Annotated in this window: 17 protein-coding genes and 1 tRNA gene; 2 read left to right on the top strand and 16 right to left on the bottom strand. The window is 37.5% G+C overall.

The window, feature by feature from the left end; genetic code table 11:
• Nucleotides 1-99 precede the first annotated feature (99 nt).
• The 9 genes from fusA to rsgA form a co-directional block, all read right to left on the bottom strand.
• The gene (gene fusA, locus NST80_RS09345; protein WP_002891917.1) at nt 100-2181 is read right to left on the bottom strand and encodes an elongation factor G; all 2082 of its coding nucleotides are present in this window, start codon (nt 2179-2181) and stop codon (nt 100-102) included.
• Between the two features lie 212 nt (nt 2182-2393).
• Complete coding sequence (gene rpsG / locus NST80_RS09350; RefSeq protein ID WP_002884746.1) at nt 2394-2864, bottom strand: 30S ribosomal protein S7; 471 nt, start codon at nt 2862-2864, stop codon at nt 2394-2396.
• An 18-nt stretch (nt 2865-2882) separates the two neighbouring features.
• Nucleotides 2883-3296 (bottom strand): 30S ribosomal protein S12, encoded by a 414-nt coding sequence (rpsL, locus tag NST80_RS09355; protein WP_002884809.1) that lies wholly within the window; start codon nt 3294-3296, stop codon nt 2883-2885.
• Between the two features lie 228 nt (nt 3297-3524).
• Nucleotides 3525-4340, bottom strand: a complete 816-nt coding sequence (gene purR / locus NST80_RS09360; protein ID WP_002891918.1) for a pur operon repressor — start codon at nt 4338-4340, stop codon at nt 3525-3527.
• Between the two features lie 93 nt (nt 4341-4433).
• Nucleotides 4434-5375, bottom strand: a complete 942-nt coding sequence (locus NST80_RS09365; protein WP_002884679.1) for a 3'-5' exoribonuclease YhaM family protein — start codon at nt 5373-5375, stop codon at nt 4434-4436.
• Nucleotides 5365-6639, bottom strand: a complete 1275-nt coding sequence (locus tag NST80_RS09370; RefSeq protein ID WP_045769115.1) for a DNA recombination protein RmuC — start codon at nt 6637-6639, stop codon at nt 5365-5367. The genes NST80_RS09365 and NST80_RS09370 overlap by 11 nt, the downstream gene beginning before the upstream one ends.
• A gap of 1 nt (nt 6640) precedes the next feature.
• The gene (locus NST80_RS09375; protein WP_049553482.1) at nt 6641-7273 is read right to left on the bottom strand and encodes a thiamine diphosphokinase; all 633 of its coding nucleotides are present in this window, start codon (nt 7271-7273) and stop codon (nt 6641-6643) included.
• Complete coding sequence (gene rpe, locus NST80_RS09380; RefSeq protein ID WP_049553481.1) at nt 7266-7925, bottom strand: ribulose-phosphate 3-epimerase; 660 nt, start codon at nt 7923-7925, stop codon at nt 7266-7268. The genes NST80_RS09375 and rpe overlap by 8 nt, the downstream gene beginning before the upstream one ends.
• Nucleotides 7926-7932: 7 nt before the next feature.
• Nucleotides 7933-8805 (bottom strand): ribosome small subunit-dependent GTPase A, encoded by an 873-nt coding sequence (rsgA, locus tag NST80_RS09385; RefSeq protein ID WP_014632574.1) that lies wholly within the window; start codon nt 8803-8805, stop codon nt 7933-7935.
• Between the two features lie 136 nt (nt 8806-8941).
• Between rsgA and NST80_RS09390 the strand changes: the two genes are divergently transcribed.
• Nucleotides 8942-9024: transfer RNA gene (locus tag NST80_RS09390), tRNA-Leu, on the top strand.
• Between the two features lie 39 nt (nt 9025-9063).
• Here the strand turns inward: NST80_RS09390 and rsmA are convergent.
• From rsmA to trxA, 6 genes are all read right to left on the bottom strand, one after another.
• The gene (rsmA, locus tag NST80_RS09395) at nt 9064-9936 is read right to left on the bottom strand and encodes a 16S rRNA (adenine(1518)-N(6)/adenine(1519)-N(6))-dimethyltransferase RsmA (protein WP_013991214.1); all 873 of its coding nucleotides are present in this window, start codon (nt 9934-9936) and stop codon (nt 9064-9066) included.
• Between the two features lie 124 nt (nt 9937-10060).
• Nucleotides 10061-10633: a ribonuclease M5 gene (gene rnmV / locus NST80_RS09400; RefSeq protein ID WP_118172384.1), complete on the bottom strand. Its 573-nt coding sequence runs from the start codon at nt 10631-10633 to the stop codon at nt 10061-10063.
• A complete protein-coding gene (locus NST80_RS09405; RefSeq protein ID WP_118172386.1) occupies nt 10609-12009 on the bottom strand; it encodes a PIN-like domain-containing protein in 1401 nt (466 codons plus the stop codon). Before NST80_RS09405 ends, rnmV begins: the two co-directional genes overlap by 25 nt.
• Nucleotides 12010-12038: 29 nt before the next feature.
• Nucleotides 12039-12812: a TatD family hydrolase gene (locus tag NST80_RS09410; RefSeq protein ID WP_070847204.1), complete on the bottom strand. Its 774-nt coding sequence runs from the start codon at nt 12810-12812 to the stop codon at nt 12039-12041.
• 53 nt (nt 12813-12865) lie between these two features.
• Nucleotides 12866-13297: a CoA-binding protein gene (locus NST80_RS09415; protein ID WP_070847195.1), complete on the bottom strand. Its 432-nt coding sequence runs from the start codon at nt 13295-13297 to the stop codon at nt 12866-12868.
• Between the two features lie 59 nt (nt 13298-13356).
• Nucleotides 13357-13671, bottom strand: a complete 315-nt coding sequence (trxA, locus tag NST80_RS09420) for a thioredoxin (protein ID WP_002884315.1) — start codon at nt 13669-13671, stop codon at nt 13357-13359.
• 193 nt (nt 13672-13864) lie between these two features.
• Between trxA and NST80_RS09425 the strand changes: the two genes are divergently transcribed.
• Complete coding sequence (locus NST80_RS09425) at nt 13865-14647, top strand: protein-ADP-ribose hydrolase (RefSeq protein ID WP_070849563.1); 783 nt, start codon at nt 13865-13867, stop codon at nt 14645-14647.
• On the opposite strand, the gene NST80_RS09430 is transcribed toward NST80_RS09425, so the two are convergent.
• Nucleotides 14592-16118: an IS1182-like element ISSth2 family transposase gene (locus tag NST80_RS09430; protein ID WP_342504601.1), complete on the bottom strand. Its 1527-nt coding sequence runs from the start codon at nt 16116-16118 to the stop codon at nt 14592-14594. The genes NST80_RS09425 and NST80_RS09430 overlap by 56 nt on opposite strands.
• Nucleotides 16119-16152 lie beyond the last annotated feature (34 nt).

Consider the following 16152-nt stretch of genomic DNA (forward strand, 5'->3'; position numbering starts at 1 on the left):
ATTCAACCTTTCAACAGTCATATTATATAATTTTTTTCAAAAAATTGCAAATAGAAAAGGCACTTACTTTCATAAGTACCTTAACTTTATAAGTTCTAATTAAGCTTCACCAGAATTTTTCTTGATGATTTCTTCTTGAACTGATTTAGGAACATCTTCATAGTGGTCAAATACCATCATGAATGTACCACGACCTTGAGTTGCAGAACGAAGTGTTGTTGCATAACCGAACATTTCAGCAAGTGGAACATATGCACGAACGATTTGGCTGTTACCGTGTGCTTCCATACCATCAACACGTCCACGACGAGCTGTAACGTGACCCATAACGTCACCAAGGTTTTCTTCAGGAACAGTGATTGTTACAAGCATCATTGGTTCAAGGATAGTTGGTTGTGCAGTCTTAGCAGCTTCTTTAAGTGCAAGAGATGCAGCGATCTTGAAGGCAGTTTCAGATGAATCGACATCGTGGTATGAACCATCGTAAAGCTTAGCTTTGATGTCAACCATTGGGTATCCAGCAAGGACACCGTTAGCCATAGATTCTTCCAATCCTTTTTCTACTGCAGGGATGAATTCACGTGGAACCACACCACCGACGATAGCATTTTCGAATTCGAAACCTTTACCTTCTTCATTTGGAGTAAATTCAATCCAAACATCACCAAACTGACCTTTACCACCAGATTGACGTTTGAAGAATCCACGTGCTTGTGTAGCTGCACGGAATGTTTCACGGTATGATACTTGTGGAGCACCTACGTTTGCTTCAACTTTGTGTTCACGTTTCAAACGGTCAACAAGGACATCAAGGTGAAGTTCACCCATACCAGAGATAACTGTTTCACCAGTTTCAGGGTTAGTTTCAACACGGAATGTTGGATCTTCTTCAGCAAGTTTTTGAAGACCGATACCCATCTTATCTTGGTCAGCTTTAGTCTTAGGCTCAACCATCAATTGGATAACTGGTTCTGGAACTTCGATTGACTCAAGAATAACTTTAGCTTTTTCATCAGTCAATGAGTCACCAGTTGTAGTATCTTTCAAACCGATAGCAGCAGCGATATCACCAGCGTATACTTGTTCAATTTCTTGACGGCTGTTAGCGTGCATTTGAAGGATACGTCCGATACGTTCACGTTTACCTTTAGATGTGTTCATTACATATGAACCTGATTGAAGGATACCTGAGTAAACACGGATAAATGTCAAACGACCTACAAATGGGTCAGTCATGATCTTGAAGGCAAGAGCTGCAAATGGCTCATCATCAGATGCTGGACGAGTTTCTTCTTCGTCTGTATCTGGGTTGATACCTTTGATTGCAGGGATATCAAGTGGGCTTGGAAGGTAATCGATAACCGCATCAAGCATCAATTGAACACCTTTGTTCTTGAAGGCAGAACCACAAAGAACTGGGAAGAATTCAACGTTGATTGTTGCACGACGGATAGCTGCTTTCAATTCCTCGTTAGTGATTTCTTCACCTTCAAGGTATTTCATCATCAAATCTTCGTCAGTTTCAGCAACTGCTTCAATCAATTTTTCACGGTATTCGTTTGCTTGATCAACGTAATCAGCTGGAATATCTTCTTCAAGAATATCTGTACCAAGGTCATTAGTATAGATTTCAGCTTTCATTTTAATCAAGTCAATGATACCACGGAAATCATCTTCAGCACCGATTGGCAATTGGATTGGGTGTGCGTTTGCTTGAAGACGATCGTGAAGTGTGCTTACTGAGTAAAGGAAGTCTGCACCGATTTTATCCATTTTGTTGGCAAATACGATACGTGGAACACCATACTCAGTTGCTTGACGCCAAACTGTTTCAGTTTGAGGTTCTACACCTGATTGTGAGTCAAGAACGGTTACGGCACCATCCAATACACGGAGTGAACGTTGTACTTCGATTGTGAAGTCCACGTGTCCTGGTGTATCAATGATGTTAACGCGGTGACCATCCCATTGTGCTGTTGTAGCGGCAGATGTGATTGTGATACCACGTTCTTGTTCTTGCTCCATCCAGTCCATTTGTGATGCACCTTCGTGAGTTTCACCGATTTTGTGGATTTTACCAGTATAGTAAAGGATACGCTCTGTTGTAGTTGTTTTACCGGCATCGACGTGGGCCATGATACCGATATTACGAGTTTTTGCAAGTGAAAATTCGCGTGCCATTAGGTTTATTCTCCTATAAATATTTTAGTTTACTTATTTATTATAACATTATTGTCAAAAAACGGATAGGCAGGACCTACCCGTTTTTTCACTAATATTTAACTGGTTTTCAAATGATATGAATGATATTATTTGAATTCAGAGTCAGCCTATTACAAATCCATAATCTTAGCTTATGAATATATGACTGTAATTCAGCTTGAAACTTATGATTACCAGCGGAAGTGTGCAAAGGCACGGTTTGCTTCAGCCATTTTGTGAGTATCTTCACGTTTCTTAACTGATGCACCAGTGTTGTTTGCAGCATCCATGATTTCTTTTGCAAGACGATCTTTCATAGTGTGTTCACCACGCGCACGTGATGCGTTAACCAACCAACGAAGACCAAGAGTTGTACGACGTTCTGGACGAACTTCAACTGGGACTTGGTAGTTTGAACCACCGACACGACGTGCACGTACTTCAAGTACAGGCATGATGTTGTCCATAGCTGTTTCAAATACTTCAAGAGCATCGTTTCCAGTTGCTTCTTTGATTTGCTCGAAAGCATCGTATACGATTGTTGCAGCAGTACCACGTTTACCGTCAAGCATTACACGGTTGATAAGACGTGTAACGATTTTTGAATTGTACAATGGATCTGCCAATACTTCGCGTTTAGGCGCTCTATTTTTACGACTCATTTTATCTTATCTCCCTTCTTATCCTTTAGGACGTTTAGCACCGTATTTAGAACGGCTTTGTTTACGATCAGCTACACCTGCAGTATCAAGTGCACCACGGACGATGTGGTAACGTACCCCTGGAAGGTCTTTTACACGTCCACCACGGATAAGAACAACGCTGTGTTCTTGGAGGTTGTGTCCGATACCTGGGATGTAAGCAGTAACTTCGATAAGGTTGCTCAAACGTACACGAGCGAATTTACGAAGGGCTGAGTTAGGTTTCTTAGGTGTCATTGTTCCAACACGTGTTGCAACACCACGTTTTTGTGGTGAAGATACGTTAGTTTGAACTTTTTTGTGGCTGTTGTAACCAACGTTCAAAGCTGGTGATTTAGATTTTACAACTTTTGATTGACGTGGTTTACGAACCAATTGGTTAATTGTAGGCATCTACATTCTCCTGTGTTTTTTTATTTTTGGTTGATATGGCACTTGGTGACAGCCCATATCTGTGTGTACTTTTGCAACTTATGTCAGCACGTCTCTGTACACTTTTGAGAGACCAAAAGTAAAAAGTACCGTCTAATATAGTATCATTTTTTGATAATTATTGTCAAGACTTTCTTGTTAAAAAGAAAAATTCCTAATCGTTAAATTAGGAATACTATCGTAGATTAATTATTTGTCAAAAATATTACCGACTTCAACTTCTACCTTCTGTGCTTTTACATCGATGTCAGAAACAGTAAGTAATGATTTATATTCATGGATATCACGATCACCTTTAGCATTTTCTGCGAATACAGCTACACCTACTAACTCACTATCAAATTCTGAAAGCAAGCTAATCATACCCGTAATGGTACCACCACCTTTAAGAAAATCATCAACAATAAGGACGCGGCTATTTGGTTTCAAACTACGTTTTGAAAGAAACATCTTTTCAATACGATCACTTGAACCACTAACATAGTTTACCGATACGGTTGAACCTTCTGTAATTTTCAAGTCACGACGAACGATAACAAATGGAATGTTCAAGACATCTGCTACTGCATTTGCTAAAGGAACTCCTTTAGTTGCAACAGTCATAACGGCATCAATTTTTTGTCCTTTAAAGGCACTAGCAATGATACGACCAACATTTTTCAAAATAGACGGTGTACTCAGTAAATCAGATAGGTAGAGATAACCACCTGGTAAGATACGATCACTCTCGGAAAGACGTTTACAAAGATCTTCAACCAGACTTCTTGCATCTTCATCAGAAATAGTTGGTGTAAACATAACGCCACCAGATGCACCCGTTACTGTTTCGATTTCTCCTATCTGACTTTCCTCAAAAGCTTTTTTAATGATAGCAACATCTTCTGAGATTGAAGACTTTGCAGCTTCATAACGCTCTGCAAAGGTGTTGAGGCTTGTCAATTGATAAGGATTATTAATCAGGTAGTTTGAAATCACTACCATGCGCTCACTTCGTTTTAATTTCATATGTTACCTATATTTTCTGTACTTTTTAACTATTATACCATAATACAGCAAAAAACGAACATTTTCATATAAAATGCTCGCTTAATTTCGATTTTAATCAAATTTTGGCTTGTAGAAAGAACGATTATCCATAGCAAAGAGACGATTTGTCATTTCTCCTGGACCTACTAGATTAAGGGCTGTCGTCATCATCATCATACTGGCATCAAGATTATCAATCATATGAATAATTTCTGCTTCCATAATACGAGGTCGCACTGGGCTACCATACTCTAGTTGTCCGTGGTGGCTGAGAATGACATGACGCAAAACAACGACATCCTCACGCGTATCATCAATATTGAGCTCCATGAGCACCTTAGTGATTTCTTCATCAATCAAAGCAATATGACCAATTAAGTTTCCACGAACCGTATACTCAGTATTTTCAGGACCAGTAAGTTCAATAACCTTAGCCAAATCATGAAGCATAATTCCGGCAAAGAGTAGGCTCTTATTGAGCTCTGGATAAATATCTCCAATGCTGTCCGCTAGGCGAACCATAGTAGCTGTATGATAGGCTAGTCCACTTTCAAAAGCATGATGATTTGTTTTAGCAGCTGGAAAAGTGAAGAACTCTTTATTATACTTTCGATAAAGGGCACGAACAACACGCTGCCAAGTTGCTTCCTCAATCTTGAAAATCATTTGCTCTAGGTATTCGCGTACTTCGGAAGGATTTACTGGTGGTTTCTCTTTGAAATCAGCCGGATCATTTGGCTCACCAAATGTAGGCAAGCGTAAGGTAATTTGGTTTACCTGAGGAGTATTATTATAAACCTCTCGACGGCCCTCCATATGCACTACTTTACCTGCGGTAAATTCTTCGACATTATAAGGCTGAGCATCCCATAGGTTGCCTGAAATCTCTCCAGTATCATCCTGGAATGTAAAGGCAATGTAATCCTTTCCTGCTCTTGTCTTACGTACCTCTGCACGCTTAATCAGATAAAAACCTTCAAAATACTCGTCTTTTTTCATTTGATTAATCTTCATGCTTGTCCTCGTTTTCTAATCGTGGTAAATCCAACAAACTTTGTATCGCACTGTCTTGATAGGTTTCAATTGTATCAAGAGCTCTAACAATTGCCCTACTCCTTGTGTTAAGAAGACTATCGACGGTTTTACTTGCTGTATTCAATTGTTTCTGAGCTTTAGCTAACATATCTCCAAACCTGCCAAATTCTAGTTTGACGTTACCTAAAATCTTACTAATATCATCCGCATTCTTTTGAATATTCAAAGTTCTAAAACCTACAGACAATGAATTCAAGAGTGCTGATAAGGTTGACGGCCCTGCGATAACAATATTCTCCTCGCGACGAAGGGCGTCAAAGAAGGCTGGTTGGCGTACTACCTCAGCATAAAGTCCTTCCGTCGGCAAAAATAATATACCAAAATTTGTAGTTTCAGGTGGGTTAAGATACTTCTTGTTAATATCCTTTGCAAATCGCTTAATACTAGCCAGAAGTGACTTACGGTGATTCTCAATCTCCTCTTTATTACCAGACTCATAAGCATCTTCCAGACGATAGTAATCTTCCAAAGGAAACTTAGAATCAATGGGAAGGTAGATATATTCGTCTTTATGGTTTCCTGGCATTTTGATTGCATATTCAACTCGTTCACTTGAACCTGATACCGTAGGAAATTCTCGCTCGTACTGATTAACAGTCAATATGTCTTCAATAATTTGCCCTAATTGAAGCTCTCCCAAAATACCTCGTGTTTTTGTATTTGAAAGGACCTTGTTAAGACTTCCAACATCCTTGGCTACATTTTTCATTTCCCCCAAGCCCTGATTAACCGACTCTAACTGTCTTGAAACTGTCTCAAAAGAGGCTTGTAAACGTGTTTGTAAGGTTTGCTCAAGTTTCTCTTCAACTGTCTGACGCATTTGTTCCAAACGTTTCTCATTGGAATCCTGCATATCTTTAACAGCTTTGGTTAAGCTTTGGTTTATTTGCTCAAGACGTTGGTCAGAACGGTCTCGATTATCAGACAAATTTTGATGTAAAACCTCTCGGATATCTGTCAACTGTTGATATAGTTCCATCTGCAATTGGTTCAATTGCTTTGTTGTTTCCAGTTGGTTTGTCTTAGCAAAACTTTCCAATTGAAACGAAACTTGATCTGAAAGATTATCTGCATTTTCTTCCAAACTCTTATTAATCTGTTCTTTTAACTCCATATTCTTCAAGAAAAGAACAATAAGAATCCCCAAGCTTAATAAAGTTAAAAGTGTAAGTAGATAAATCATACTAACTCCTATCTTTAGTCTGGATGACAATCACATATCCATTTGGCACAAGCACTTGAATCGGACCATCAATGAATTCATTGCTAGAATAGATTTTCTTCTGGAAATAATTCATACTAGTTAATTCGTATTTTGCTCCCAAAATCGTCAGTTCTCCATCACCCTCATGTAAAAAAGAAACATATGTCATTCCAGGTTCTGGTAAAACTTTATGACTTCCTTCTGGATAATAAGTAATCTTATTTTGCTTATCTCGCAAACAGATACGCCTCATAAAAGGAGCTAATTCAGGATCGCTGACCAAAAATATATTTGATAACATATGATCAATTCTGCCACCAAAAGCACCGAAAATAGTTACTTCCGCCTCAGGATATAACTGAAATGTAATTTTTAGGGCTAACTCTGTATCCGTGTCATCCTTTTCAGCCGGAGCAATCATACAATCTTTGGTAGCTGATTGGATCATCTCTAACTCTGACCGAGATACTGAATCAAAGTCTCCAACAGACAAATCAATAGGTAAACCTAACTCCAACAAACGTAAGCACGCACGATCCACCCCAACAAAATAATCAAAATCGGTAGTGAACCACTCTAGCTCACCACCGACAAATAAAGCTATTTTAGGCATCGATAGCATCACGAAGCGTTTGAACTTGCGCTGTCAAATCAGGATTTTTGAAGAGGTAAGAGCCCGCGACAAAAACATTAGCCCCCGCCTTGGCACATGCTGCAATAGTGTTATTATCTACACCACCATCAACTTCAATATCGAATGAATAGCCACCTTTTTCGCGAAGCTCCACAACGCGCTCTACTTTAGACATCATTTCTGGAATGAACGCCTGACCACCAAAACCTGGATTTACAGTCATGATAAGTACTTGATCCACTAAATCAAGTACAGGAATAAGTGCCTCAACTGGGGTTCCAGGATTAATCACAACACCTGCTTTCATACCAGCAACTTTGATTTTCTGGAGGGCACCATGGATATGCCTAGTGGCTTCAACATGAATGGTCATGATATCTGCACCAGCTTGTGCATAGGCATCCACATAACGCTCAGGATCAACAACCATAAGGTGACAATCAAAAACTAACTTGCTATGTTTACGCATACTAGCAACCACATCTGCTCCCCAACTGATATTAGGAACAAATTGACCATCCATAATATCAATGTGAACATATTCCACACCTGATGCATCAATACGAGCTAGTTCTGAAGCAAAATTAGCATAATCAGCAGCTAGGATAGAAGGAGCAATTTTATATGACATGAGAGACCTACTTTCTTTTTACAGTTTTTTTATATGTTTCACGACGATTTTCAATTTCACTTAGAAATTGAAGGTAATTATCATAACGGACTTGCCAGATTTGGCCATTTTCAACCTCTTCCTTAACAGCGCAAGAAGGCTCATGGGTATGAGTACAAGAACGGAATTTACAACCATGACTAGCTTGACGAATTTCCGGAAAAGCTTCACTCAAGTCCTCTGCATTATCCACTTCATAATCTAGCGAAGAGAATCCTGGTGTGTCAGCAATCTTCCCACCATGAACGTCATAAAGACTTACAGCCCTTGTAGTATGACGTCCACGACCTAAACTGTCTGAAATCTCACCTGTTTCTAAATGTAACTGTGGGGCAATACGGTTCAACAAGGTTGATTTTCCAACACCCGTCTGTCCCATAAAGACTGTTATTTTATCAGTCAAGAGCGGCAATAGTTCTTCCAAACTGAAGATAAAATCAAAACCAATTCTTTGATATTGTTTTTGAATGGCTTTCATTTCTGAATCATCTTCAACCAAGTCCATCTTAGAAATATAGATTACAGGCTTTATATTTTTATGCTCTAGTAGAACCAAAAAACGGTCCAAAAGATTACAGTTAAAATCCGGTTCCTTAACAGACATAATAACCACAGCCTGATCTATATTGACAATGGGTGGACGCACTAAACTATTGATTCGTTGACCAATTTTAAGGATATAACCTTCTGAATTTTCCTCTGCTGAAAATTCAACAAAATCTCCAACATAAGGTGTTTGTCCTTTTTTTCTAAAATTTCCTCGTGCACGCGTCTGGTATATAACACCATCATGCTCTACATAATAGAAACCTGCCAGTGCTTTGATAATTCTTCCTTGCAAGTGAACTCCTCATTCGTTTAATAGCCCTATTATATCACAAATTAGAAAGCTTTTCTGGAACAAAAAAACGGATTTTCCATTTCCCATGGGCCTCCTTGCATTTTCAATAGATTGCAGTATAATAGGCATATCATCTGCGGAGGTGGTGGAATGGCAGACACGCATGCTTCAGGCGCATGTGCTTTTTCAAGCGTGAGGGTTCAAATCCCTTTCTCCGCATAACTAATAATCCCACTGAGATTCAGTGGGATTTTTGAATTATAGGCCTGCTTCTCTCAAAGCATCTGATAAATGTGCAAAATCAGAAATAGATAAAGCCTCTCCACGAATAGAAGGTTTTATATCTGCAATTTCCAATGCCTTCTCAAGTTTGGATTTTACTTCTTCAGATTTACCAAAATGATTTGTTAAATTATTCCACAATGTCTTACGACGATGGACAAAGCTAGCCTTAGCCACTCGGAAAAGGAAATCCTCATCTTTAACTTCAACCAACGGTTGTTCACGACGCGTCATCTTCAAAATGGCTGAGTCAACATTAGGTGCTGGTACAAAGACTGTACGAGGGACAATGAACGCCACTTTAGCGGTCATATAATACTGAACGGCAATTGATAGAGAACCATAGGCCTTGCTATTAGGCTCTGCAGAAATGCGGTCAGCGACTTCTTTTTGCATCATAACAACAAATTCTGCAAAAGGAATCTTACTCTCAATCAAATGCATCAAGATTGGCGTCGTAATATAATATGGCAAATTGGCTACGACCTTAATTGGTAGTTCTGAATTTTTAAATTCTTTTACCCGTGTCTGTAAATCTGCCTTAAGAACATCTTCATTAATCACGTTAACATTATCATGATCACGTAATGTATCCTCTAAAATCGGAACCAATCGATCATCAATTTCAAATGCCATAACTTCCGCAGCATTTTCAGCCAAGAATTCTGTTAATGCTCCAATACCAGGTCCAATTTCGATTACATTGACATTTTTGTCAATCTCTGCCGTATCAACAATTTTTTGTAAAATATTTGTATCTGTTAAGAAGTTCTGTCCGAAAGACTTCTTAAAGGTAAAGCCATGGCGTTCAAGGACAGCCTTGGTCACGCTATAATCTGCAATTCTCATTTATTCTCTTTTCTTATTAATTTCACGATTTTTATATTTGGACAAAAAATATTCCAAATCCTTAACTATCCCAACCTCTATAATAGCTACTTAATAGCGATTTGATTTTAAGATTACTGGTAGTCTAGTAATTTGACATAGCCTCTTCTAGCTCCTCTAAAGTGATTCCAAACAATTCCAAACGTTTTAGAAGCTGCTTCCCATTGCAATAACCAATACGAAGTGCCTCCCCCAAATATTCTCGACGCTTTCGACTATCTGCTCCCATTAGTAGTCCTAACTTCATAAGATTTGATTTACTAATATCAAACTGATTATCATCATCGTAACTACCTAGAACTCCAGATAAGGCCTTTTGAAGATCCTCAAAACTCGCATGCTCAACCCCCAATGAACGACCTTTAGTCTTAGATTTTGGTGTTGCTTCCCCACGGTTTAAGAAAGCATGCTTTGCTGTCGGAACAGCTTCCATGATGATTTTACGGATACGTTCACCATTATAGTCTGGATCAGTGAAAACAATCACTCCGCGTAAGTCATTAAGCTTATCAATACGCTCTAAGTCGTCTTCATTGATAGCAGAGCCTCTAGTCTCATAGGTATCCACCTCATAAAAACGTCTCAAATTTGCGGTATCATCCTTACCTTCTACCACGATGATTTCTTGAATTTTTATTTTTTCTTCATCTTCTTGCATACTTTAGTCCACTGATTTTGTACTTCATTATCAAAAAATTTTAACTGTGGTGCACTGCCAGGTACTCTCAATTCCAATAGTCTATATATATAAACTAACTTGTCTTTTAAGTTTAAATTTAGCCCTAAAAGTACTTCTTTCTTGTCTTTGTCATAGACTCGTTCAAATGAATTATAGATAGAATTCATCGAGTGCTCTGACGCAAGCTGTAGACATGGCAACTCCAAGTATTTGTTTACTGATTCGTTTTTTAGTATCGATTCAAAAATTGAAATCATCATTTCTCTCTGGCTTAACGGTGTTTGAATCTCTCCACCATACAAGCTGAAAGCGCATCTTGTCTCATTGAATGTCTCATAAGCATGACGTAACTCTTCTTCCGTCATATTCGTCAAATGTGCAACTAGATCCTTAACATCAATTTTTAAAGGAATCATACCAGTTTCAATCAAACATTCTCTAACTAGATCATCTTTTAATGATGAAACCTTACCATCTACCACCCAATCTTCCTTTAACTCACTCGAAACTATAACAAGATACTTAGATCTTATGCTATTCTTTTTAAGATAGTCCAAAGATTCCAACCAAAACAATGCATCAGAATACGAGCTTTTCATAATTAAATTCCCAAATTGAATATACTTCCCCTCCTTATCCTTTAAATCCATATACCCTGGAGAAATCTTAGCATCGTATCGTTTCTTAATCTTTAACACATAATCTTGTAAAATATTCTTATCGTAACATTTACCTAACTCTACATCATTTAACCAGTTCTCTAGTCTATTTTTAAGTTCTTTACCATCATAATCTTCTTTACTTATTATATCTTCCCAACTAAAATTTGAAGTAACCCCTTTCTTTACTCCATTAACTAAATTGTTCATTTCAGAAATTATTTTGTTTAGTTCAGGTCTAATATTTGTTTCAATTTGTTCCCAATACCTATCAGTTACTTCAAAAATTTTATCTGAATCATAATCATTAGAAAATTTTTTATCCCTAAATTCAAATAGTTTTTCCTTGACTAAATCTTTTATTTTATCATACTTAAGTAAGTTATTTTGTTTTTCTATACTTTCTATCACTTGATTTGTGTCCCGTTCCAATTTATAAGTGCCCTGGACCACTTGAGATTCATTATTAAGATATTCTACTTGAGAAACAAATGGAATGAAAGTCTTCACTCTCACTTGATTTAATGCCTCAAAAACCTTATCAGGAGTTAAATAATTTTTAAGCGGATAAAGTATACTATTAGTATCAAAAATAAAAAACGCATCTACTACAACTTCTTTAACAAAGAATTCTTTTGATAAGTTTTTATACTTTTCATTATTAAGATATTCGTGATATTGTTTGATTAAATTCATTTTCCTAATCCTCCATAAATAGTCTAAACTTAATTAAACCCAAAAATCCTCATCGCATTATCATAAGTAGCTCTAGCAACCTCTTCACTTGTTAAACCACGAAGCTCAGCAATCTTATCTACTACGTAACGTGTATAGCCTGTACGATTCTCGCGACCACGTTTGGGAACGGGTGCCAAATACGGTGCATCCGTTTCAACCAGAATCTTATCTAAAGGTAACTTCTGAGCAGCTTCTTGGACATCCAAAGCCTTCTTAAAAGTTACAACACCTGAAAATGAAATCATCATTCCAAGATCAACAAATTTTTGAGCCATTTCTAAGGATCCTGAATATGAGTGCATAATCCCCCCACGAGGACCAACACCAACCTCTTTAATAACAGCGTAGGTATCCTCAAGTGCATCACGTGTATGGACAACAAAAGGTAAATTGTGTTCCTTTGACAAAGCTATTTGACGCTTAAAGACATCAATCTGAATCTCTTTAGGATCTTCCATCCAATAATAATCCAAACCAATTTCCCCAAGTGCCACTACTTTCGGATTATCCAATTGTGATACAATCATATCCTCAATTTCCTGAGAATAGGACCCTGCTTCCGTAGGATGCCATCCAATCGTACTATATAGTTGATCATACTTCTCTGATAGTGCTAAAGATTTATCAATTGTCGGCTTATCAAAACCAACAATATTCATTTTTATAACACCTAGTTCAGCTGCAAAATCTATTTCTTCTTGTTCTTTTCCTGCAAAATTATCCACATTAAGGTGGGTATGCGTATCAAAAATTTCAATCATAGGTCTATTATAACAAAAACGAGCGAGCATAGCTCACTCACCTTTTCATTTTATTAAACAAAGAGTCGCATATATTCTATCTTTGTACAACGATTCATTACAATATCCTGTCTATTCGCTTGACGAAGAATAGTCTCAGCCTCCTCATTCTCAAGACCAATTTGACTCCAAAAAACTTTTGCATCCGTTTCAAGAAAATCATAAGCAACATCTGGTAAAAACTCACTTCGTCTAAATACATCAACAATATCAATCGAAAATGGGATATCTTTAAGATAAGCATAAACATGCTCTCCAAGAAGCTCCTGGCCTTCTAGTTTGGGATTTACTGGTATGATACGATAACCAGCAGCTTGTAGAAAATGAGCAACCTGATAAGATGCTGCCTCCTTACGATGAGATAAACCAACAATTGCAATCGTCTTTGCTGATTTTAGATAAGACTCTATAACCTCAGCAGTAGGATTTTGAAATGAATAAGACATAAGACTCTCCTTGTCGTTCGAATAAAATAAAAATCCCTAAACGGGACTGTGACGATTAGTTAGCTAAGCTCTGCAACGATAGCTTTAATTTGTTCTTTTGTATGTACACCTGCAACTTGCTTAACAACCTCACCATCTTTTTTGAAGAGTAAAGTTGGAATAGACATGATTCCAAACTTCTGAGCTGTTTCTGGGTTCTCATCAACATCAATTTTAACAATCTTAAGTTCATCTTCTGAAATCTCTTCAGAAAGTTGCTCAAGAATTGGTGCTTGCATCAAGCAAGGCCCACACCAAGTTGCCCAAAAATCAATCAAAACGAGCCCTTCAGCTGTTTCTTGTTCAAATGTAGCATCTGTTACTACTTGTGTCATATATTCATCCTCCTAGACATTATAAAACTTTTGTAGACCTATTCTATATGATTCTAAAGGCCATTGCAAGAATTTGACACATACATAAAAAATTCTTATCAAATATTAATCATTGCCTATCATAGACATCACTTGCTCACAGCCTATCTTGGGAGTATAATAATAAAAAACTAAAAAATAGAAATGAGTAAATATGGATAAAGATGCAATGATTACCTATCTCATAGGTGAACTCAAAAAAGAAAATCTAGAATTACATGATTTGATTATCCCAGAAGAACTCGAGGAAAAGCAAAAGCTTCTCAGAGCGCTCTTTAATACACGTAAACCAATGGCAGCATCAACACAATTCTTGACAATACAAGACCTTTACCTACAAGTTAGGAAAGGGGAACGTGGATTTGTACAACTCACTTCACTCCAGCCCATCCCTCAAGATGATCGCATCTACCTCTGGAAGGGTGATATTACAAGACTTGAAGTAGATGCAATCGTAAATGCAGCCAATAAAACCTTACTAGGATGTATGAAACCACTTCATGATTGTGTAGATAATGCTATTCATACATATGCAGGTGTTCAGTTACGCCAAGCTTGTTTCGAACTCATCTTAGAACAAGGATATGAAGAACCCGTTGGCATGGCTAAAATCACCCCAGCTTACAATCTTCCTTCTGCCTTTGTCATTCATACTGTAGGTCCGAAAATAGTAGACCAACCAACACAAATTGATGAAGATCTTTTAGCAAAAAGTTATCTTTCAGTATTAGCATTAGCTGAGAAAAATAACATTGAATCAATTGCTATTCCATGTCTATCAACTGGAGATTTCAATTTTCCAAAACAAAAAGCTGCCAAAATCGCCATTCAAACAGTCAAAACCTTTATTGATGAATCAAGTATAATAAAAAAAGTTATATTTAACGTATTTGATGATGAAAATTTAACAATTTATCAAAAACTCCTTGCTGAATAAAAAAGAAGAAAATCAAAATGATTTTCTTCTCAGAATGAAGACAAACATCGTTTTTGATGTTTGTCTTTTTTATATTCTTACCTAATTCTCCTATAATCCAATAATATTGAGATATTTGGGTAAAATTATAGGTCTTTCCTGTCATCATTTTTACCAATTTTTTGATATTTAGACACGCTAAAGTAAGCCCAACCTTATCCTCCATTTTGGACTTTCCTTTTTCTCTGGTATAACGTAAGTTATGATATTCTTTAGCTGTTCCGAATAACCGTTCTATCGTTTCTTTCCGGTGTTGATACCGTTCTTTCATACCACTTTGATGGCGAATATCTTCACAGACTTCTAGGGCATCTTTCCAAATATGACGCACAACAACTTTTTGGTTCTGGCGACTTTCTGTACAAATAGCTAACAAGGGACAGGTCTTACAAATTTTAGGATTACTTTTATACTCTCGATAACCTTCACGTGTGGTTGTACGATAAGTTAACACCTTGTTCTCTGGACAAAGATAACAATCAAAATGCTCGTCATAGACAAAGTCTTTTGGACGTAAAAAATCTTTCTTACCTCTTGGTCTAGTGTAAGGGAAAACTGGTGTAATCCCTTTTTCTAGAAGAAACTTGGCAATACTAGGTGTTTTATAGCCTGAATCCGCAATAATGAATTCAGGTGAGAATGGTTCTAGTTTGACAAAAAGAGCAGAGAAAGCCTGACTATCATGGATGTTTCCTGCTTCAACCGTATAAGCTAAAGCCCAGCCGTGTTTATCACAAGCTACTTGAGCATTGTAAGCGAAGACCTCCTTATGTTCTCCCTTATGAAACCAACCACTGTCTGGGTCCGTCGTTGATTGTTTCTTAGGTTTAGCCTCGCTTTTTTTGGCGGGCTTTAAGAGCTTTTTTGCGTGTTTTCTCCTATCTAAATTAATCTCAATCTCCAGTTGTTCACTCATGAATTTAGCTTTTTGATCAATAACAACAGTTTTGTACTTATGATTATTAGCAGCTGCCTTGATATGGGTCCCATCAATGAAGATTTCTGAGGGATCAATGAGCCCCGCTTCCAAAACATGATGAAGCACATGACTAAAAATGTGTGCTAACACTTCCTTGTTTTCAAAGCGTCGGCTATAGTTCTTACCGTAAGTTGTAAAATGTGGTACCTTATCGTCCAGAGATAAGCCAAGAAACCAACGGTAGGCTGTATTCACCTCAATATCTTTAATGGTTTGGCGCATAGAACGAATGCCATAAAAACATTGAATCAACGGAATTTTAACTAATAAAACGGGGTCTAGACTAGGGCGACCATTATCCGAGGAATAACTATCTTCGACAAGATCATAAATAAAAGAGAAATCAATCGTTTCCTCGACTTTTCTTAGAAAATGGTCTTTAGGCACAAGTTCATCAAGCGTATAGAATCCTACTTGACGTCGATTGTATTCAGGGTTTTCTTTGTGAAACATAGGAGCACCTTATCAAATACCTTTTTCTTTTATT

It is taken from the genome of Streptococcus sp. FSL K6-1323, assembly GCF_038630745.1.
Taxonomy (GTDB): domain Bacteria; phylum Bacillota; class Bacilli; order Lactobacillales; family Streptococcaceae; genus Streptococcus; species Streptococcus salivarius_D.